The following is an 18,860-nucleotide window of genomic DNA, read 5'->3' on the forward strand; positions in this document are numbered from 1 at the left end:
GAGCGGATTGGTAGCGGCGGCACAGGCGTGGTTTGGCGTGCCATCGACGAGCGTCTGCAACGCTCGGTGGCCGTCAAGCAGATCCACATCAAGCCGAGCCTCCCCGAGGCCGAGCGTGATGTGGTGCGCCAGCGTGCCATTCGCGAGGCCCGCAACGCCGCTCGTTTCCAGCATCCGAACGCCATCGTGGTGTTCGACATCACCGAGCATCAGGGTGATCCCTGCCTGGTGATGGAGTACCTGAAATCCAACAGCCTGGCCGGCGTGCTGTCCGCGCAGGGCCCGCTGCCGCTGACCCAGGTGGCGCGGATCGGCGAACAGGTCGCCTCGGCGCTGATCGCCGCGCACGACGCGGGCATCGTGCACCGGGATGTGAAGCCGGGCAACATCCTGCTCGACGACCACGGCACGGTGAAGATCACCGACTTCGGCATCTCCCGCGCCGCCGGTGACGTCACGCTCACCGAGACCGGGCTGATCTGCGGCACCGCCGCCTATCTCGCGCCGGAGATGGCGCGCGGCGCGGACCCGACGCCGGCCTCGGACGTATTCGCCTTGGGCGCAACTCTTTTCCACGCGCTGGAGGGCGAGCCGCCGTACGGCGCGAACGCCAACCCGCTCGCGGTGCTGTACGCCGCGGCCAACGGCCAGGTCAGCGAGCCGCGAAACGCCGGTCCCGCAACGGATTTCCTGCTCGACCTGCTCAGCCCGGAACCGCAGGACCGGCCGACCATGCGGGCCGCCCTCGACCACCTGGCCGCGTTCGCCGACTCCGGCCCCGCGCCGGTGGCCGCCGGATTCGTGCCCGCCAGTGAGGCTTTCGTGCGCCGCCGCAACGGCGCACCGGAATCGGCGACGCGTGCGCTGCGCCCGTCGGCGGTCTCCGCGCCTGCGCATCAGCCCGCCGAACGGCAGCCGCGCCAGCAGCAGCCCGCGCCGCGCCCGCAGCACCCGCCGCGCCGCCCCGCCCAGCCGAACACCGCCACCCATCCACGTACGCAGGCCCAGCCGCGCCCGGTGCCGCGCAAGTCCGGTGGCAAGAGCAAGGCCATCATCATCGGCGCCGCGATCGGCGCGGTTGTGGCGGTAGCCGCGATCCTGATCGGCGCGTTGAGCCAGAAGGACTCGAATTCGCCGACGGTGAATGCGGGCCCGCCGGCCACGAGTGCGGCCAGCGGTGGGCCGAGTTCGGCTCCGCCGACCGGAACGCCGGGGAAGACCACCAGTGATGGGAAGGTCGCCGAGGGCCCTGCGGCCGCGCTGGTGAAGCGGTTCTACGACGATGCAGCCGGATCGTGGTCCATCCTGACGCCGGCGGCGCAGAAGGTCTACGGCACCGAAACCGGGTTCCGCCAGTACTGGGACGCGCACACGGTCGAGAACTTCACCAGCATCAAGAAGTACGGCGACAGCGGCGCGGACGGATCGTTGGATATCAAGCTGGACAGCCTGATCATCGACGGCCAGGACAAGCCGCTGGTCCTGCGGGTGATCAGCTCCGGTGGGAAGCTGCTCATCGACAGCGACACGCGCTTCCCGAACCTGTCCTGATCTCGGTGGCAGCCGGCCGGCGCGCCGACGTCCGCTGATCACCGGTTATCGCGGTAACTGAGCTGGTCGGCGCCGGTGCCGTGCGCTGCCGGTGAGCCGCGGGGCGCAGCCGGGCGGACCGTGCGGATAACCGTTGGCGGTGGGCGGATAGGCTGGTAGCTGCAACTTTCCTGTTGCGGAATCGGCTGAGGACAAGGATCGACACCACATGACTACCCGCATCGAGCTCGCCCGCGTTGATCTGCGCGGTCGCACTCCCTCCGTTGCCGAGCTGCGCGCCGCGCTGCCGCGCGGGGGAGTCGACGTCGACTCGGTGCTGCATCATGTGCGGCCGGTGGTCGAGGCGATCCGGGAGCGCGGCGTCGCGGCGGCTCAGGAGTACAGCGAGCGGTTCGACGGGATCAGCCCGGCGACGGTGCGGGTACCCGCGGCCGAGCTGGAAAAGGCGCTCGACGAGCTGGATCCCGCGGTGCGCGCGGCGCTGGTGGAGTCCATCGCCAGGGCCAGGAAGGTGCACGCCGATCAGCGGCGCACCGACAAGACCACCGAGGTGGTGCCCGGTGGCACGGTGACCGAGCGGTGGGTGCCGGTGGAGCGGGTCGGGCTGTACGTGCCCGGCGGCAACGCCGTCTACCCCTCCAGCGTGGTGATGAACGTGGTGCCCGCGCAGACCGCGGGCGTGGGCTCGCTGGTGGTGGCCTCGCCGCCGCAGGCGCAGTTCGGCGGCCTGCCGCACCCGACCATCCTGGCTGCCGCGCAGTTGCTCGGCGTCGACGAGGTGTGGGCGGTCGGCGGGGCACAGGGCGTCGCGCTGCTGTCCTACGGCGGCGTCGACACCGACGGCGCGCAGCTGGAGCCGGTGGACCTGATCACCGGGCCGGGCAACATCTACGTCACCGCGGCCAAGCGGCTGTGCCGCGGGCTGGTCGGCATCGACGCCGAGGCGGGCCCGACCGAGATCGCGATCCTGGCCGACGCGACCGCCGACCCGGTGCACGTCGCCGCGGACCTGATCAGCCAGGCCGAGCACGACGTGCTCGCGGCCAGCGTGCTGGTCACCGACAGCCCGGAGCTGGCCGACGCGGTGGACGCGGCGCTGACCCGGCAGCTGACCGTGGTGAAGCACGCCGACCGGGTGACCGAGGCGCTGCACGGCAAGCAGTCCGGGACGGTGCTGGTCGACGACATCGAGCAGGGCCTGCGGGTGGTGAACGCCTACGCGGCCGAACACCTGGAGATCCAGACCGCCGAGGCCGCCGCGGTGGCGGCCCGAGTGCGCAGCGCCGGTGCGATTTTCGTCGGCGCGTACGCCCCGGTGAGCCTCGGCGACTACTGCGCAGGCTCCAACCACGTGCTGCCGACGGCCGGATGTGCCCGGCACTCTTCGGGTTTGAGCGTGCAGACGTTCCTGCGCGGCATCCACGTCGTCGACTACACCGAGGCGGCGTTGAAGGACGTCGCCGGGCACGTGGTCGCGCTGGCCAACGCCGAGGACCTGCCCGCGCACGGCCAGGCCGTGCAGGCGCGTTTCGAGGCGCTGTCATGACCCGCCAGGCCACCGTGCCGGGCGCGGACATCAGCCTGGACGACCTACCGCTGCGGGACAACCTGCGCGGCAAGAAGCCTTACGGCGCACCGCAATTGACCGTGCCGGTGCAGCTGAACACCAACGAGAACCCGCACCCGCCGAGCCGGGCGCTGGTCGACGACGTCGCCGAATCCATTCGGATCGCCGCCGCCGACCTGCACCGCTACCCGGACCGGGACGCGGTGGCGCTGCGCGGCGACCTGGCCGAATACCTGACCAGGCAGACGGGTGTCGCGGTGGACGCCGACAATGTCTGGGCGGCAAACGGTTCCAACGAGATCCTGCAGCAGCTGTTGCAGGCGTTCGGCGGACCGGGCCGCAGCGCACTGGGTTTCGTGCCGTCGTACTCGATGCACCCGATCATCTCCGAGGGCATCGACACCGAGTGGGTCGAGGCCAAGCGCAACGCGGACTTCGCCCTCGACATCGACTACGCGGTGGCCGCCATCGCGGAGCGCTCGCCGAACGTGGTGTTCGTGACCAGCCCGAACAACCCGACCGGGCACAGCATTCCGCAGGATGACCTCGCGCGGATCCTCGCGGCGGCGCCGGGCATCGTGGTGGTCGACGAGGCGTACGGGGAGTTCTCCGCGCAGCCGAGCGCCATCGAGTTGATCGACCGGTTCCCGGCGAAACTGGTGGTGACCAGGACCATGAGCAAGGCGTTCGCCTTCGCCGGTGGGCGCCTCGGTTACCTCGTCGCCGCGCCCGCGGTGATCGAGGCGATGCTGCTGGTGCGGTTGCCGTATCACCTGTCGGTGGTCACCCAGGCGGCCGCGCGCGCGGCGTTGCGGCATGCCGACGAAACCCTCGGCAGCGTCGCGGAGCTTGCCGCGCAACGGGATCGGGTCGCGGCGGCGTTGGCCGAGATCGGCTTCGAGGTGATCCCGAGCGACGCGAACTTCCTGCTGTTCGGCCGGTTCACCGACGCATCCGCGAGCTGGCAGCGGTATCTTGATCATGGCGTGCTGATCCGCGATGTCGGCATCCCCGGCTACCTGCGCACCACCATCGGGCTGGCCGCGGAGAACGACGAACTCCTGAGAGTCAGCCGCATTCTGGTGCACACCGACGTGACGCCCCGATGAATCCGCCTGTGGAGGAACCAATCATGAACCGAATCGCGCGGGTCGAGCGTGTCACCAAGGAGTCCAGCATCGTGGTCGAGCTGGACCTGGACGGCTCCGGCAAGACCGAAATCGCCACGGGCGTACCGTTCTACGACCACATGCTGACCGCGCTGGGCGCGCACGCCAGCTTCGACCTCACCGTGCGGGCCGAGGGCGACACCGAGATCGAGGCCCACCACACGGTGGAGGACACCGCGATCGTGTTCGGCCAGGCGCTGGGAAAGGCGTTGGGGGACAAGGCCGGCATCCGCCGGTTCGGTGACGCCTACATCCCGATGGACGAGACGCTGGCGCACGCCGCGGTGGACGTTTCCGGCCGGCCGTACTGCGTGCACACCGGCGAGCCGGAGCACCTGCTGCACGCGGTGATCCCCGGGTCCGGTCCCGGCGCACCATATTCCACCGTGCTCAACCGCCACGTCTTCGAGTCGATCGCGTTGAACGCGCGCATCGCGCTGCACGTGCGCGTGCTGTACGGCCGCGACCAGCACCACGTCACCGAGGCCGAATTCAAGGCGGTGGCAAGGGCTTTGCGGGCCGCGGTGGAACTCGACCCGCGGGTGCACGGGGTTCCCTCGACGAAGGGGACGCTGTGACCGTGAAGTCTGTCGCGCTGCTCGACTACGGCTCGGGCAACCTGCACTCGGCCGAGCGCGCGCTGGTGCGCGCGGGCGCGAAGGTCGAGGTCACCGCCGATCCGGAGATCGCCTTGGCCGCCGACGGTTTGGTCGTGCCCGGCGTCGGCGCGTACGCCGCCTGCATGGCCGGACTGCGCGAGGTGCGGGGCGAGCGGATGATCGGCCAGCGCCTGGCCGGTGGCCGTCCGGTGCTCGGCATCTGCGTCGGCATGCAGATCCTGTTCGAGCGCGGCGTGGAGTTCGGCGTGGAGACCGACGGATGCGCGGAGTGGCCCGGCGTGGTGGAACGGCTGTCCGCGCCGGTGCTGCCGCACATGGGCTGGAACACCGTGTCGGCGCCGCAGGACAGCGTGCTGTTCGCGGGCATGGACAAGGACACGCGGTTCTACTTCGTGCACTCCTATGCCGCCCAGACCTGGGAGCTGCCGCCGGGCGAGCACTTCGCCGCGCCCAAGCTGACCTGGGCCGAGCACGGCGTGCCGTTCCTCGCCGCGGTGGAGAACGGGCCGCTCTCGGCGACCCAGTTCCACCCGGAGAAGTCCGGCGACGCCGGAGCCCAGCTGCTGCACAACTGGGTGCGGTCGCTGTAAGCGCAACCGGTCTATCGGGTTTCGGCCCGGTTGACCAGCCAGCGGCCGCTCACGTTCTCGACGGTGATCAGCAGCGACATCTTGTTGGTCTTCGGCAGGCCCGCGGTTTCGTCGCTGGTGGTCGTCCGCACCACGTCCACGGTCACGTCCGCGCGCGCCTCGTCGCCGGAGACGACCCGGCAGTCCACCGAGTCGACCGTCGCGCGGGTGTGGCTGGCGATGGCGTTGGCCTGAATGGTCGGGCGGGCCTCCTCGAACTCCGCGCGGAACATCCCGGTGGTGATGTCGAGCATCTTGCCGGCGTGGTCGTCGAACCGCGCGTAGTCGTAAGTCCCCGCCACGGTGCCGAAATCGCAGCCGGCCAGTCGCGCCTCCTCGGGCGGGGCCGCCGCCGCGGTCTGCGCGGTGGCCAGCACCGCGGTGCAGGTGGCGGCCGAAATCAGGAGCACGGCAGGCAGGGTCGAGCGCGACATACGAGATCCCTAGGGAGAGAGCGGAGTCGGCGATCGGTGTGATCGCCGTGGCGAGACACTACCGGCGATTCCCCGGTCACGGGGGCTGCTCCCGGAGGGCGACTCCGGGTAGACCCTGACTCGTCCGCGCGCGATATCCGGGTTGCCACCGGATTCGCTTGCGGCGGCGCGGATCTACGGTCGATCCGAGGAGGCCGCTATGAGGAGCGTCACAGTACCGTTGATCGTGCTGACCGGGTACGCGGTGGTCGCGTGTTTCGTGCTCGGCACCGCGGCGGCGGAGACATTGCTGTTGTATCCCAACATCTTTCGGGATGTTCCGGCGTCGCTGGAGATGTCCCAGCGGTTCATGAGCGTGGTCAGCGTCGGCGACGTGATGCGGCCGCTCGGCGGTGTGCTGACGCTGTGCGCGGTGGCCGCGCTCGTGGCGGCGGTGCGCTATCGGGTCGGGTTGCGCTGGACCGGGCTGTCGCTGGTCTCGTTGGTCAGCGGGCAGTTCCTGCTGTCGGTGCTGTACGAGTGGCCGCGGGCGAGGATCCTGTTCGACGATCGGGACAACCACACCCTCGCCGAGATCGAGCGGGCGGCAACGGAATTCCAGATCGGGGAGGGTCTGCGCATCGTGGCCGCGGCGCTCACCGCGCTGTTCGCGGTGGCCGCCGCCCTGGTCTGCTACCGCCGCCGGGTGCTGGCCACCCGGGCCGACCCGCGATAGTCGCGGTCCGCTCGAATCGGCAGAGCTCGCTGAGGGGGCCTGGGTCGCTCACCATATTGTGGGTGTGACCAACAAGAGTTAGATTGCTGCCATGGAGATCTCGCAGCAGGGTGCTCCCGCCAGACTGCGGGCGCTCCCGACCCGCCTGGTCACTCAGGTCGCCCTCGTCGCCAATCGGGCGACCGAGCGGGCGCTGAACGCCACCGGCTCCCGGCGCTACCACTACGCCCTGCTCGCCTCGCTCGGCGAGTTCGGCGCGATCAGCCAGGCCGACCTGGGCCGGCGCACCCGGATCGACCGCAGCGACATCGTCGCCACGGTCAACGAGCTGGCCGAACGCGGTTTCGTCGAGCGCAGCCCGGACGAGGGCGACCGCAGGCGCAAGATCGTCACCATCACCGACGCGGGCACGGCCCACCTCGCCGAGCTGGACGAGCGACTGGCCGGCGCCCAGGACGAACTCCTGGCCGGTCTCGACCCCGCCGAGCGCGCGGAACTGGTCCGGCTGCTCACGCGCATCCTCGATCGGTGATCCAGCTCCTATATGCGCAGGCCGGAGACGGGCCGGACGAACGGAACCTCTAGGGTGTACGCGTGAGTGAGCGCAGCGAACGAACCATCAGCACAGCGTCAGGGACGGCGACGGAGCCGAGCGCCAGCGAGGCGCAGTCGTGAGTCTTGTGCTGCTACCCGCCGTCGATGTCGCCAATGGAGAGGCTGTGCGCCTCGTGCAGGGGGAGGCCGGCAGCGAAACCAGCTACGGCTCGCCGCGCGACGCCGCCCTGGAATGGCAGCGCGCCGGCGCGGAGTGGGTCCATCTGGTCGACCTGGACGCCGCCTTCGGCCGTGGTTCGAACCGCGAGCTGCTGGCCGGCGTGGTCGGCGAACTCGACGTCAAGGTCGAACTGTCCGGTGGTATCCGTGACGACGAGACCCTGGAGGCCGCGTTGGCCACCGGGTGCGCCAGGGTGAACCTCGGCACCGCCGCGCTGGAGGACCCGACCTGGTGCGCCAAGGCCATCGCCAAGCACGGTGAACGCGTCGCGGTCGGCCTGGACGTGCGGATCATCGACGGCGACTACCGGCTGCGCGGCCGCGGCTGGGTCAGCGACGGCGGCGACCTGTGGGAGGTGCTCGAGCGCCTGGAGCGGGACGGCTGCTCGCGCTACGTGGTCACCGACGTGACCAAGGACGGCACGCTGACCGGCCCGAACCTGGACCTGCTGCGCGAGGTGTGCAACGCCACCGACGCGCCGGTCATCGCCTCCGGCGGCGTCTCCACCATCGAGGACCTGATCGCGATCGCCGAACTGGTGCCTGAGGGCGTCGAGGGTTCGATCGTCGGCAAGGCGCTCTACGCGGGCCGGTTCACGCTGCCCGAGGCGCTGGCCGCGGTGAGATGAGCCAGGACCTATCGGCTCTGCTCGCGGTCGCCCGCGAGATCCTGGACTCGGTCACCTCACGGTTCATCGAGGGTGTCGGCGCGCCGAGCGCGGTGACCAAGGGGCGCAACGACTTCGCCACCGAACTCGACCTGGAGCTGGAGCGCACCATCTCCGCCGAGCTGGAGCAGCGCACCGGAATCAAGGTGCACGGTGAGGAATTCGGCGGACCGCAGCTGGCGTCCGGCACGGCGTGGGTGCTCGATCCGATCGACGGAACGTTCAATTACTCGTCCGGACACCCGCTTTCGGGCATGCTGCTGGCCCTGGTGCACGAGGGAGAGCCGGTGCTCGGGCTCACCTGGCTGCCGCTGCTCGGGCAGCGCTACGCCGCGATCACCGGCGGACCGGTGCAGCTCAACGGCCAACCGCTGCCGCCGTTGCCGCACGGCAAGCTGGCCGAGGCGATGATCGGCTTCGGCGCGTTCAATGTCGATGCGCGGGGCCGGATTCCGGGGCAGTTCCGGTTCGATCTGCTCGGCCCGCTCAGCCGGCTCTCCTCGCGCGTGCGGATGCACGGGTCCACCGGCATCGACCTGGCGTTCACCGCGGCCGGCGTGCTCGGCGGCGCCATCGTGTTCGGCCATCACCCGTGGGACAACGCGGCAGGCGTCGCGCTGATCCGGGCCGCGGGCGGCGTGGTCACCGACCTGGCCGGCGCGCCGTGGACCATCACCTCGGGCTCGGTGCTGGCCGCCGCGCCGGGCGTGCACGAGGAGCTGCTCGAAATGATCTGCACGGTGGCCGATCCGGCCACCGCGGAGGAAGGGTGAGGCAATGACGTTGGCGGTACGCGTGATTCCGTGTCTGGACGTCGACGCCGGCCGGGTGGTCAAGGGCGTGAACTTCGAAAACCTGCGCGACGCGGGCGATCCGGTCGAGCTGGCCGCGACCTATGACGCGCAGGGCGCCGACGAGCTGACCTTCCTGGATGTCACCGCCTCCACCGGCGATCGCGGCACCATGATCGACGTGGTGACCCGCACCGCCGAGCAGATCTTCATTCCGCTCACCGTCGGCGGCGGGGTGCGCACGGTCGACGATGTCGACCGGCTGCTGCGCGCCGGCGCGGACAAGGTGTCGGTGAACACCGCAGCCATCGCGCGGCCCGAGGTGCTGCGCGAGATGTCGGAACGCTTCGGCTCGCAGTGCATCGTGCTGTCCGTGGACGCGCGCACGGTGCCGGACGGACAGCCCGCGACGCCCTCCGGCTGGGAGGTCACCACGCACGGCGGCAAGCGCGGCACCGGTATCGACGCCGTCGAATGGGCCACCCGCGGAGCCGAATTGGGCGTCGGCGAGATCCTGCTCAACTCGATGGACGCCGACGGCACCAAGGCGGGCTTCGACCTGCGGATGATCCGCGCCGTGCGCGCCGCGGTCTCGGTTCCGGTCATCGCCAGCGGCGGTGCGGGCGCGGTCGAGCACTTCGCCCCGGCGGTGCAGGCGGGCGCGGACGCGGTGCTGGCGGCCAGCGTCTTCCACTTCGGCGACCTCACCATCGGCCAGGTCAAGGACTCGATGCGCGCGGAGCACATCGTCGTCCGCTAGTCGGCGGGAATCGGCCGCGCCGGAATGCGATCGGCGGCGGTAGGCGTTGGCCGGGGGATGAGCATCGGTATCGCGTTGTCCCCCTTCCGCCTCGATGCGACCGACAACGCGGTGGATGCCGCGGTCGCCGCGGGCAGGCAAGTCGCTGCGGCGGGGTTGAGTTCGCTGTGGTTCGGTCAGACCTTCAGCCACGACAGCATCGTGCTGTCCACGGCGGTCGGACGGGAGGTGCCCGAGCTGGAACTGGGTACCTCGGCGATTCCGATCCCGGCGCGACATCCGCTGCTGATCGCCAGTCAGGCGCAGACCGCGCAGGCGGCCACGCACGGCCGGTTCACGCTCGGCCTCGCCCTCGGCGCGCGAGCCTTCACCGAGTCCGCCTTCGGTGTCCCGTACGACCGGCCGATCGCACGGTTGCGCGAGTTCTTGACCGCGCTGCGCGCCGTACTCGACACCGGCACAGTCGATTTCCAAGGTGAGTTGCTCACCGCGGTCGCGCCGCTGCCGGCCGCGGTGGCGGGCGCGAAGCCGGCGGTGCCGGTGCTGGTCGCCGCGATGGGGCCGCAGGCGCTGCGGGCCACCGGCGAATTGGCCGACGGCACATTGCCTTTCCTGGTCGGCCCGAAGGCGTTGGCCGAACACGTCGTCGCGCCGATCACCGAAGCCGCTGAGCGAGCGGGCCGTTCCGCGCCGCGCATCGTGGTCATGGTCGCGGGGGTGGTCACCGCCGATGTGGCGGGCGCTCGCGCGGCGGCCGAGCAGTCGACCGCGTTCTACGACGACATCCCCTCCTATCAACGGATCATCGAGCTGTCCGGCGCTTCGCGGGCCGCCGATCTGGTCGTCATCGGCGACGAGCAAGCCATCGCCGACCGCGTCGCCGAGTACTTCGAGGCCGGCGCCACCGACGTCGTCTTCAGCCAAACCGACCTGAGCACCCCCGCCGACGAACAGCGAACCTGGCAACTACTGGGCGAACTGAATCGCGCCGCCTGACCGGGAATCGTGCGGCCGCCGGGAATAGCGGCCATGCCCGGCTGTTATAACCGTGTTATGACTCTCGACCCCACCATCGCCGCCCGGCTCAAGCGCAACGACGCCGGATTGGTCGCCGCCGTCGCGCAGGAGCGCGGCACCGGCGACGTGCTGATGGTCGCGTGGATGGACGACGAGGCGCTGGCCCGCACGCTGGAAACCCGTCAGGCCACGTACTATTCGCGTTCGCGCCGGCAGTACTGGGTCAAGGGGGAGACCTCCGGCCACACCCAGTATGTGCACGAGGTCCGGCTCGACTGTGACGGCGACACCATCCTGTTGGTCGTCGATCAGACGGGCGCGGCCTGCCACACCGGAACCCACACCTGTTTCGATACGGACGTGCTGCTGGCCGATCAGGCCTCGGCGGGCGGATCCGCCTGAGTCGTCCCGGCCGACCGGCCCAGCGCGTCGGTGAGATGGTCGGCGAGCAACTCGCTCAACTCCGCCAGCTGGGCGGTCTGTTCCGGCTCCATGCCGTCGAAGACGAAGCGGCGCACCGCATCCAGATATCCCGGGGCCGCCTCGACCACTTTGTGGTAGCCGTCGTCTGTCAGTACCGCCTGCACGCCCCGGCGCCCGGCGGTAGCCGAGCGCTCGGCCCAGCCCATGCGTTCGAGCTTCGAGACGACGTGCGACAGCCGTGATAGCGATGCATTTGCCTTGTGGGCGAGGTCACTCATCTGCAAGCGATGGCCCGGCTCCTCGGACAGCAGGGTCAAAACCCAGTACTCGAAATGGGTGACCCCGGACTCGCGCTGCAGCTGGGTATCCAAAGCGCCTGGTAGGCGGGTCATCAGCGCGACAATCGCACGCCAAGCTCGTTGTTCTACGGGGTCGAGCCACTTCGTCACTGTGTGCCTTCTTTCAAGCCAAGTGACGTGGTTTTGTTAGGTAGCCTACCGATTATTGAAAAGCATGTTCACAGTCACCCGTGGCTTTGAGTTTGCCACGACTTCGCTCGCTCGTCATGCAGTTGCTGAGTAGCGTGAGTTCACTCACAAACCGTCGGGCCGGGTCATGGCCGGATCGGCGGTGGTCGCGGGCGGTGTTGCCGCGCCGCGCTGCTTCGGATGCCTGCGCCGCCACCACCGCATGACGACCAGCACGAGGGCCGCGAGCCAGATCGCCGCGGCGGCGATCGCGCCGGCCATCGTGGCGCCGCGGAAGGCGGGCGCGTCGACGTCGAGGATCCGCTGCCCGGCATGGGCCGCGTTGCTGCCGCCGAGCACGATGGTCAGCGTCATCAGATTGGGGATCGCGACGAGCACGGCGATCACCACGGCGGCGCCGGCCATGAACCGGCCGCCGCGGCGGCGCCACACCCGAACCGCGAACAGCAGCAGGAACAGCGGGATGACCGTGCACACGCCGCCGAAGACCAGACCCCAGCCGATGCCCTTGGCGAAGCTGCCGTTGACCATCTCCGCGATCCGCTGCGCCCACCAGCGTGGGATGAACGCGGACAGGATGAAGTACGCGATGAACAGGACGGCGATCACCGCCAGTCCGCCGACCAGCCAGGTCTTCCAGGCCGGCCCGGTCGATTTCTGCTGCAGCTGTCCGTCGGTCGCAGTCATGACCTCAGGGTAAGCCGGGTGCGCGGCGGAAACGTGGTGATCGCCCCGGCGTTTCCGGTACGACCGTGCCGGGACCTATTGCGCGCGCTCGCGCAGGAACTGCAGCGCCTCGTCGGCGTGCACGTTGGCGCGCAGCTCGCCGGTGATGATCTTGCGGACGGTGCGGTCCTGGTCGATGACGAAGGTCTGGCGCTTGACCGGAGCCAGCTTGCCGAGCAGCCCGCGCTTCACGCCGAACTGCGCGGCGACCTTGCCGTCGGGGTCGGAGAGCAGCGGATAGCCGAGGCCCTGCTTGTCGGCGAAACCGGCCTGGGTATCGACGCCGTCGGCGCTGATGCCGACGCACGAGGCGCCCAGCGCGGCGAAGTCGCCGGCCACGTCCCGGAAGTGGCAGGCCTCCGCCGTGCACACCGGGGTGTTCGCGGCGGGATAGAAGAAGAGGACCAGCGGACCGTCCGCGAGCAGCGCGTCGAGCGAACGGGGAGTGCCGGTCTGGTCGGGGAGCTCGAACCGGGGGGCGAGCTGTCCTGTCTGCATGGAAAGGGACAGTACCGGGCACGTGTCGCACCCGGTACCGGTCCGTTCCGGCTCATGTCGAACCTCCGTCTGCATTCCGATGACACGCGGGCTGAAGACGGACGACGTGGTTACGTCCTAGATCCCGATCAGTGCCGCGACTTCGGGGTTCTTGATCTGCATGACGTCGAGAATGCCGTGCGCGCGCAGGAACGGCTTGAGTTCCTTGATCCGATCGGCGTGCGTGGCGTACTCGTCCGGGAAGTGGTTCCGGTCCAGGGATTCGAGCGCCTTCGCGTAGGTGACGAAGGTGGCTAGTGCGTTCGGGGCACCCTGTTGGCCTGCCTTCGACTGCAGACCGACCATCCGTGGGGCCTGGCTCGGCGCACCGCCCGGGGCGGCGTGCCTGCCCTCCGGTTGCGAGGGGTACATCAGTTGTCTCCTCTCGATCATGGATACCGCGTGCGAGATGGAACGGAGCGAGCATAGAGACGCCCGTCACAGCGTCGGCGAGGGCATGAGAACCGGGCGGTCGTGTTTGTGACGGATGTGACTCGCGCGCGGCGCTATCGGCTCGTCCGGGGTGCGCCGCGTGGGGTGTCGGTGCCCCCTGGGATGATGTGACCATGCAAGGCGCGTCGACTCCCACCACCACGACCCGGGCCCAGTTCCATCTGCTGGCCGCGGAGCATCGAGTGGTCCCGGTGACCCGAAAGGTGTTGGCGGACTCCGAAACCCCGCTTTCCGCCTACCGCAAGCTGGCCGACGATCGGGCGGGCACGTTCCTGTTCGAGTCGGCGGAGAACGGACGATCGTGGTCGCGCTGGTCGTTCATCGGCGCTGGTAGTCCGTCCGCGTTGACCGTGGTCGACGGCGAGGCCGCCTGGCTGGGCAACATTCCGGTGGACGCGCCCGCGGGCGGCGATCCGCTGCTCGCGCTGCGCGAAACCCTCGAACTGCTGAAAACCGAGCGGCTGCCCGGACTGCCTCCGCTGACCGGCGGCATGGTCGGCTACCTCGGCTACGACGCGGTGCGCCGGATCGAGCGACTGCCGAACCTCGCGCACGACGATCTGCAACTGCCCGAGATGGTGCTGTTGCTCGCCACCGACCTGGCCGCGTTCGACCACCACGAGGGCGCGATCACGCTGATCGCCAACGCGGTCAACTGGAACGGCACCGCCGAGCGGGTGGACGAGGCCTACGACGACGCGGTCGCCCGGCTGGACCGGATGACCGAGGCGCTCGCCGCGCCGGCCGCGTCGACCGTGTCGGTCTTCGATCGGCCCGAGCCGGAGTTCCGTCGCCGTCGCACCACCGAGGAGTTCGGCGCGGGCGTGCGCCGCCTGGTCAAGGAGATCGAGGCGGGCGAGGCGTTCCAGGTGGTGCTCTCGCAGCGCTTCGAAATGGACTACGACGGTGCGCCGCTCGATCTCTACCGGATGCTGCGCGCGTCGAACCCGAGCCCGTACATGTACCTGCTGCATGTCCCGGACGGCGACGGCGGCACCGCGTTCTCCATCGTCGGCTCCAGCCCGGAATCCCTGGTCACGGTGAAGGACGGGGTGGCGACGACGCATCCGATCGCGGGCACCCGCTGGCGCGGGGCCACCGAAGAGGACGACCTGCTGCTGGAGAAGGGCCTGCTGGCCGACGAGAAGGAGAACGCCGAGCACCTGATGCTGGTCGACCTCGGCCGCAACGACCTCGGCCGGGTCTGTCAGCCGGGCACCGTGCGGGTTACCGAGTATCGGCACATCGAGCGCTACAGCCATGTGATGCACCTGGTTTCGACGGTGTCGGGCCGGCTCGCCGCGGGCAAGATCGCGCTCGACGCGGTGCGCGCCTGTTTCCCGGCGGGTACGCTGTCCGGCGCGCCGAAGGTGCGCGCGATGGAGCTCATCGAAGAGCTCGAGCCGACGCGGCGCGGCGTCTACGGCGGCGTCGTCGGGTATCTCGACTTCGCCGGCGACGCGGACACCGCGATCGCCATCCGCACCGCGCTGCTGAAGGGCGGCACCGCCTACGTCCAGGCGGGCGCGGGCATCGTCGCCGACTCGGACGCCGAGTACGAGGACGTCGAAGCCCGCAACAAGGCGATGGCGGTGCTCAAGGCGGTCGCCGCGGCGAAGACCGTGCGCGCGTACGGCGCGAAGGGCGACGACGCATGACGGCGGGTTCCAGCGAAGGCGACCACACCCCCGACCCAGACCTCGTCACTCCGGACACCGAGCCGGGCGAACCCGCCCCGCGGCGCAGGTCGCCGGTCGGCGCGCTGGTGCTGCTCGCGCTCGCGGCCGGCGCACTGTGGGCCTCCTCGCGGATGACCTGGGTGACGGTCGCGTCCACCGACGGCCTCACCGAACCCCGCACCGACCGGCTCAACGGCGGCGTCTGGTTCGGCGCGCTCACCCCGTTGGCGCTGGTGCTGCTGGCGTCCATCGCGGCGGTGCTGGCCACTCGCGGCTGGCTGCGCCGGGTGCTCGGCGTGGTCATCGCCTTGATCGCCGCGGTGGCCGCGGTTCCGGCCTTCGCGTTGCTCACCAACTCCGGCAAGATCGCCGAACGCGCCGCCGCGCTCGCCGAACTCCCGGCCAGAGCACAGGTGGGGGAGGCGACCACCTCGATCTTCCCGGCCGTGCTCGCCTTGCTCGGCGCGCTCGCGGCGTTCGCGGCGGGCGGACTGCTCGCCCGGATGCCGCAGGAAACCGCCCGCATGTCCGGCAAGTACGACAACCCGGTCTTCCGGCGCGCCGCCGCCTCCGCACAGGTGACCGAGCAGCGCGCCGGGGCCGGTGCCGAGCCTGGTTCGGCACCGCTCTCCGAACGCGTGCTCTGGGACGCCCTGGACGCGGGCACCGATCCGACCGAGGACGCCGTGAACACCGGTGGGCGGGCCGACGATCCGGACATCGGCGAGGCGGGCGGACGTGTCCGCTGAGCGATTCGGCCCTGGCGACTGTGGTGGCGCACACCTTGCGCACGGACTGGTTGCCTGGTCCACAACACGACCCGGCGCAAACGCGGCCGGTAGGTCCATTTATTCTTGGTCAGCATCGGTGAGACAGCGCCTGGGGAAATTCTCAGGCAGCAAGTCCGTCTCCCCAGAAAGGATTCGAGCCAGATGACGGTACTCGACTCGATTCTCGACGGGGTCCGCGCGGATGTGGCCGCTCGGGAAGCCCTCCTCGATTTCCAGGCGATCAAAGCGGCCGCGAAGGCGGCGAACAGCCCGCTCGACGCGCGCGCGGCACTCCTCGAAGACGGCATCGGCGTCATCGCCGAGGTGAAGCGCGCCAGCCCGTCCAAGGGCGAACTCGCCGATATCCCGGACCCGGCCAGCCTGGCCAAGGCGTACGAGGACGGCGGCGCCCGGATCATCAGCGTGCTGACCGAAGGCCGCCGCTTCCACGGGTCCCTGGAGGACCTGGACGCGGTGCGCGCCACGGTGAACATCCCGATCCTGCGCAAGGACTTCGTCGTCGGGCCGTACCAGATCCACGAGGCTCGCGCGCACGGCGCCGACGTGATCCTGCTGATCGTCGCGGCGCTGGAGCAGGACGTGCTGTCCTCGCTCATCGACCGCACCGAATCGCTCGGCATGACCGCGCTCGTCGAGGTGCACACCGAGGAGGAGGCCGACCGTGCGCTCGAGGCCGGCGCCTCGGTGATCGGCGTGAACGCCCGCAACCTCAAGACCCTCGAGGTCGACCGGGACGTGTTCGCCCGGATCGCGCCCGGCCTGCCCACCGAGGTCATCCGGATCGCCGAATCCGGCATCCGCGGCACCGCCGACCTGCTCGCCTACGCGGGCGCGGGCGCGGACGCCGTGCTCGTCGGCGAAGGCCTGGTGACTAGCGGTGATCCGCGCGCCGCCGTGTCCGAGCTGGTGACCGCGGGCACCCACCCGTCCTGCCCGAAGCCGGCGCGGCGGGGCCGGTGACCGGGGTGACCGAACTGCCCAAGGCCAGCGACGGCGTCGCCCACCGCAGCCCGCACGAGCCCGACGCAGGCGGCCACTTCGGCGTCTACGGCGGCAGGCACGTGCCCGAGGCGTTGATGGCGGTCATCGAGGAGGTCACCGCGACCTACGAGAAGTCCCGGCTCGACCCCGACTTCCTGAACGAGCTGGACCGGTTGCAGCGCGACTACACCGGCCGTCCGTCGCCGGTGTTCGAATGCACCCGTCTCGCCGAGCACGCGGGCGGCGCGCGCATCCTGCTCAAGCGCGAAGACCTGAACCACACCGGTTCGCACAAGATCAACAACGTGCTCGGTCAGGCCCTGCTGGCCAAGCGCATGGGCAAGACCCGGATCATCGCGGAAACCGGTGCCGGCCAGCACGGCGTCGCCACCGCCACCGCGTGCGCGCTGCTCGGCCTGGACTGCGTCATCTATATGGGCGCCGTCGACACCGCGCGGCAGGCCTTGAACGTGGCCCGGATGCGGCTGCTCGGCGCCGAGGTCATCTCGGTGACCACCGGCTCGCAGACGCTCAAGGACGCGATCAACGAGGCGCTGCGCGACTGGGTCAGCAACGCCGACGACACCTACTACTGCTTCGGCACCGCGGCGGGCCCGCATCCGTTCCCCATGCTGGTGCGCGACTTCCAGCGCGTCGTCGGCCTGGAGGCCAGGGCACAGGTGCAGGAATCCACCGGCAGGCTGCCCGACGCGGTCGTCGCCTGCGTGGGCGGCGGCTCCAACGCCATCGGCATCTTCCATCCCTTCCTCGACGACACCGACGTCCGGCTGATCGGCTACGAGGCGGCCGGTGACGGCGTCGAAACCGGCAGGCACGCGGCCACTTTCACCGGCGGCACGCCCGGCGCGTTCCAGGGTGCCTACTCCTACCTGTTGCAGGACGAGGACGGCCAGACCGTCGAGTCGCATTCGATCTCGGCCGGTCTGGACTACCCCGGCGTCGGCCCGGAACACGCCTACCTCAAGGACATCGGCCGCGCCGAGTACCGTCCGATCACCGACACCGAGGCGATGGACGCGCTGCTGCTGCTGTCCCGCTCCGAGGGCATCATCCCGGCGATCGAGTCCGCGCACGCGGTAGCCGGGGCGCTGCAACTGGGCAAGGAGCTCGGCCCGGGCTCGATCATTCTGGTGAACCTGTCCGGTCGCGGCGACAAGGACATGGATACGGCGGCGCGGTGGTTCGGGCTGATCGATGAAGGGGCGGTGCAGTCGTGAGCCAGCAGTCTCGTCTTGCCAATACGTTTGCCGCTACTCGCGGTGAAGGGCGTGCGGCGCTCATCGGCTACCTGCCCGCGGGCTACCCCGACCTGGCCGGCTCCATCGAGGTCGTCCGCGCCATGGTCGAATCCGGTTGCGACATCATCGAAGTCGGCGTCGCGTACTCCGATCCGGTGATGGACGGCCCGACCATCCAGGCCGCTGCCGATCAGGCGCTGCGCGGCGGGGTGCGGGTGCGCGACGTGTTCTCCGTCGTCGAGGCGATCACCTCGGCCGGCGGGCAGGCCGTGGTGATGAGCTACTGGAACCCGGTGCTGGCCTACGGTGTCGACCGTTTCGCGCGCGATCTCGCCGGTGCCGGCGGCGCGGGCATCATCACGCCGAACCTCATTCCGGACGAGGCCGACGACTGGTTCGTCGCCTCGTCCACGCACAACCTCGACCGCATCTTCCTGGTCGCGCCGTCCTCCACCGAGGAGCGCCTGGTGAAGACCCTGGAGGCCTCGCGCGGATTCGTGTACGCGGCCTCGACCATGGGGGTCACCGGCGCCCGCGATGTGGTGTCGTCCGCGGCGCCCGCGCTGTGCGCGCGGATCCGGACGCACTCCGACATCCCGATCGGCGTCGGGCTCGGCGTTCGCTCGGGTGCGCAGGCGGCCGAAATCGCCTCCTACGCAGACGGTGTCATCGTCGGCTCGGCCCTGGTGACCGCCGCGGGCGAGAGCCTGGACGCGGTGCGCGCGCTGACCACGGAGCTGGCCGAGGGCGTGCGGTCGGCGACCGTCGCCTCGTAAGCCGACTTGACCCGCCCGGCGAACCCGGCGCTGCCCGGCGTCGTATCCATGG

The 18,860-nt window shown here is 70.1% G+C and carries 22 protein-coding genes; 17 read left to right on the forward strand and 5 right to left on the reverse strand.

The window, feature by feature from the left end; translation table 11 throughout:
* Positions 1-27 precede the first annotated feature (27 nt).
* The 5 genes from ACFQ9K_RS29255 (at position 28) to hisH (ending at position 5,497) form a co-directional block, all read left to right on the forward strand.
* Complete coding sequence (locus ACFQ9K_RS29255) at positions 28-1,551, forward strand: protein kinase (RefSeq protein WP_378716158.1); 1,524 nt, start codon at positions 28-30, stop codon at positions 1,549-1,551.
* A 208-nt stretch (positions 1,552-1,759) separates the two neighbouring features.
* On the forward strand, positions 1,760-3,097 hold the full coding sequence (gene hisD / locus ACFQ9K_RS29260) for a histidinol dehydrogenase (protein ID WP_378716160.1): 1,338 nt from the start codon (positions 1,760-1,762) through the stop codon (positions 3,095-3,097).
* The gene (locus tag ACFQ9K_RS29265) at positions 3,094-4,227 is read left to right on the forward strand and encodes a histidinol-phosphate transaminase (protein WP_378716163.1); all 1,134 of its coding nucleotides are present in this window, start codon (positions 3,094-3,096) and stop codon (positions 4,225-4,227) included. The genes hisD and ACFQ9K_RS29265 overlap by 4 nt, the downstream gene beginning before the upstream one ends.
* Positions 4,228-4,247: 20 nt before the next feature.
* Positions 4,248-4,865 carry an imidazoleglycerol-phosphate dehydratase HisB gene (gene hisB / locus ACFQ9K_RS29270; RefSeq protein WP_150406701.1) on the forward strand — a complete coding sequence of 206 codons (618 nt, stop codon included), beginning with the start codon at positions 4,248-4,250 and terminating at the stop codon, positions 4,863-4,865.
* The gene (hisH, locus tag ACFQ9K_RS29275; RefSeq protein ID WP_378716165.1) at positions 4,862-5,497 is read left to right on the forward strand and encodes an imidazole glycerol phosphate synthase subunit HisH; all 636 of its coding nucleotides are present in this window, start codon (positions 4,862-4,864) and stop codon (positions 5,495-5,497) included. Before hisB ends, hisH begins: the two co-directional genes overlap by 4 nt.
* 11 nt (positions 5,498-5,508) lie before the next feature.
* On the opposite strand, the gene ACFQ9K_RS29280 is transcribed toward hisH, so the two are convergent.
* The gene (locus ACFQ9K_RS29280; protein WP_378716168.1) at positions 5,509-5,970 is read right to left on the reverse strand and encodes a hypothetical protein; all 462 of its coding nucleotides are present in this window, start codon (positions 5,968-5,970) and stop codon (positions 5,509-5,511) included.
* A gap of 199 nt (positions 5,971-6,169) precedes the next feature.
* Between ACFQ9K_RS29280 and ACFQ9K_RS29285 the strand changes: the two genes are divergently transcribed.
* The 7 genes from ACFQ9K_RS29285 to hisI all read left to right on the forward strand — a co-directional run bounded on the left by ACFQ9K_RS29285 (position 6,170) and on the right by hisI (position 11,097).
* On the forward strand, positions 6,170-6,685 hold the full coding sequence (locus ACFQ9K_RS29285; protein ID WP_378716171.1) for a hypothetical protein: 516 nt from the start codon (positions 6,170-6,172) through the stop codon (positions 6,683-6,685).
* A 91-nt stretch (positions 6,686-6,776) separates the two neighbouring features.
* Complete coding sequence (locus ACFQ9K_RS29290; protein ID WP_378716173.1) at positions 6,777-7,217, forward strand: MarR family winged helix-turn-helix transcriptional regulator; 441 nt, start codon at positions 6,777-6,779, stop codon at positions 7,215-7,217.
* 139 nt (positions 7,218-7,356) lie between these two features.
* Positions 7,357-8,088, forward strand: a complete 732-nt coding sequence (gene priA / locus ACFQ9K_RS29295; RefSeq protein ID WP_378716176.1) for a bifunctional 1-(5-phosphoribosyl)-5-((5-phosphoribosylamino)methylideneamino)imidazole-4-carboxamide isomerase/phosphoribosylanthranilate isomerase PriA — start codon at positions 7,357-7,359, stop codon at positions 8,086-8,088.
* A complete protein-coding gene (locus ACFQ9K_RS29300) occupies positions 8,085-8,900 on the forward strand; it encodes an inositol monophosphatase family protein (protein ID WP_378716178.1) in 816 nt (271 codons plus the stop codon). The genes priA and ACFQ9K_RS29300 overlap by 4 nt, the downstream gene beginning before the upstream one ends.
* Before the next feature lie 4 nt (positions 8,901-8,904).
* On the forward strand, positions 8,905-9,678 hold the full coding sequence (hisF, locus tag ACFQ9K_RS29305; protein ID WP_378716181.1) for an imidazole glycerol phosphate synthase subunit HisF: 774 nt from the start codon (positions 8,905-8,907) through the stop codon (positions 9,676-9,678).
* A 57-nt stretch (positions 9,679-9,735) separates the two neighbouring features.
* Positions 9,736-10,674: a TIGR03564 family F420-dependent LLM class oxidoreductase gene (locus tag ACFQ9K_RS29310; RefSeq protein ID WP_378716183.1), complete on the forward strand. Its 939-nt coding sequence runs from the start codon at positions 9,736-9,738 to the stop codon at positions 10,672-10,674.
* Positions 10,675-10,731: 57 nt separating this feature from the next.
* Positions 10,732-11,097, forward strand: a complete 366-nt coding sequence (gene hisI, locus ACFQ9K_RS29315) for a phosphoribosyl-AMP cyclohydrolase (protein WP_378716186.1) — start codon at positions 10,732-10,734, stop codon at positions 11,095-11,097.
* Here the strand turns inward: hisI and ACFQ9K_RS29320 are convergent.
* From ACFQ9K_RS29320 to ACFQ9K_RS29335, 4 genes are all read right to left on the reverse strand, one after another.
* A complete protein-coding gene (locus ACFQ9K_RS29320) occupies positions 11,070-11,567 on the reverse strand; it encodes a MarR family winged helix-turn-helix transcriptional regulator (RefSeq protein ID WP_378716189.1) in 498 nt (165 codons plus the stop codon). The two genes, hisI and ACFQ9K_RS29320, sit on opposite strands and share 28 nt — an antisense overlap.
* 144 nt (positions 11,568-11,711) lie before the next feature.
* Positions 11,712-12,293 (reverse strand): permease, encoded by a 582-nt coding sequence (locus ACFQ9K_RS29325; protein ID WP_378716191.1) that lies wholly within the window; start codon positions 12,291-12,293, stop codon positions 11,712-11,714.
* 75 nt (positions 12,294-12,368) lie between these two features.
* Entirely contained in the window at positions 12,369-12,830 is a 462-nt protein-coding gene (locus ACFQ9K_RS29330; protein ID WP_378716193.1) for a peroxiredoxin, read from the reverse strand.
* Between the two features lie 117 nt (positions 12,831-12,947).
* Positions 12,948-13,241 carry a hypothetical protein gene (locus ACFQ9K_RS29335; RefSeq protein WP_150406659.1) on the reverse strand — a complete coding sequence of 98 codons (294 nt, stop codon included), beginning with the start codon at positions 13,239-13,241 and terminating at the stop codon, positions 12,948-12,950.
* Between the two features lie 194 nt (positions 13,242-13,435).
* Between ACFQ9K_RS29335 and ACFQ9K_RS29340 the strand changes: the two genes are divergently transcribed.
* The 5 genes from ACFQ9K_RS29340 to trpA all read left to right on the forward strand — a co-directional run bounded on the left by ACFQ9K_RS29340 (position 13,436) and on the right by trpA (position 18,808).
* Positions 13,436-14,980, forward strand: coding sequence for an anthranilate synthase component I (locus ACFQ9K_RS29340; RefSeq protein ID WP_378716195.1), 1,545 nt, complete (start codon positions 13,436-13,438; stop codon positions 14,978-14,980).
* On the forward strand, positions 14,977-15,750 hold the full coding sequence (locus tag ACFQ9K_RS29345; protein ID WP_378716198.1) for a TIGR02234 family membrane protein: 774 nt from the start codon (positions 14,977-14,979) through the stop codon (positions 15,748-15,750). Before ACFQ9K_RS29340 ends, ACFQ9K_RS29345 begins: the two co-directional genes overlap by 4 nt.
* Before the next feature lie 183 nt (positions 15,751-15,933).
* A complete protein-coding gene (gene trpC, locus ACFQ9K_RS29350; RefSeq protein WP_150406662.1) occupies positions 15,934-16,752 on the forward strand; it encodes an indole-3-glycerol phosphate synthase TrpC in 819 nt (272 codons plus the stop codon).
* Positions 16,749-18,011: a tryptophan synthase subunit beta gene (gene trpB, locus ACFQ9K_RS29355; RefSeq protein ID WP_378716200.1), complete on the forward strand. Its 1,263-nt coding sequence runs from the start codon at positions 16,749-16,751 to the stop codon at positions 18,009-18,011. Before trpC ends, trpB begins: the two co-directional genes overlap by 4 nt.
* Positions 18,008-18,808, forward strand: a complete 801-nt coding sequence (gene trpA, locus ACFQ9K_RS29360) for a tryptophan synthase subunit alpha (protein ID WP_378716203.1) — start codon at positions 18,008-18,010, stop codon at positions 18,806-18,808. Before trpB ends, trpA begins: the two co-directional genes overlap by 4 nt.
* Positions 18,809-18,860 lie beyond the last annotated feature (52 nt).

The sequence above is a fragment of the Nocardia sp. NPDC056564 genome (assembly GCF_042793755.1).
GTDB lineage: Bacteria > Actinomycetota > Actinomycetes > Mycobacteriales > Mycobacteriaceae > Nocardia.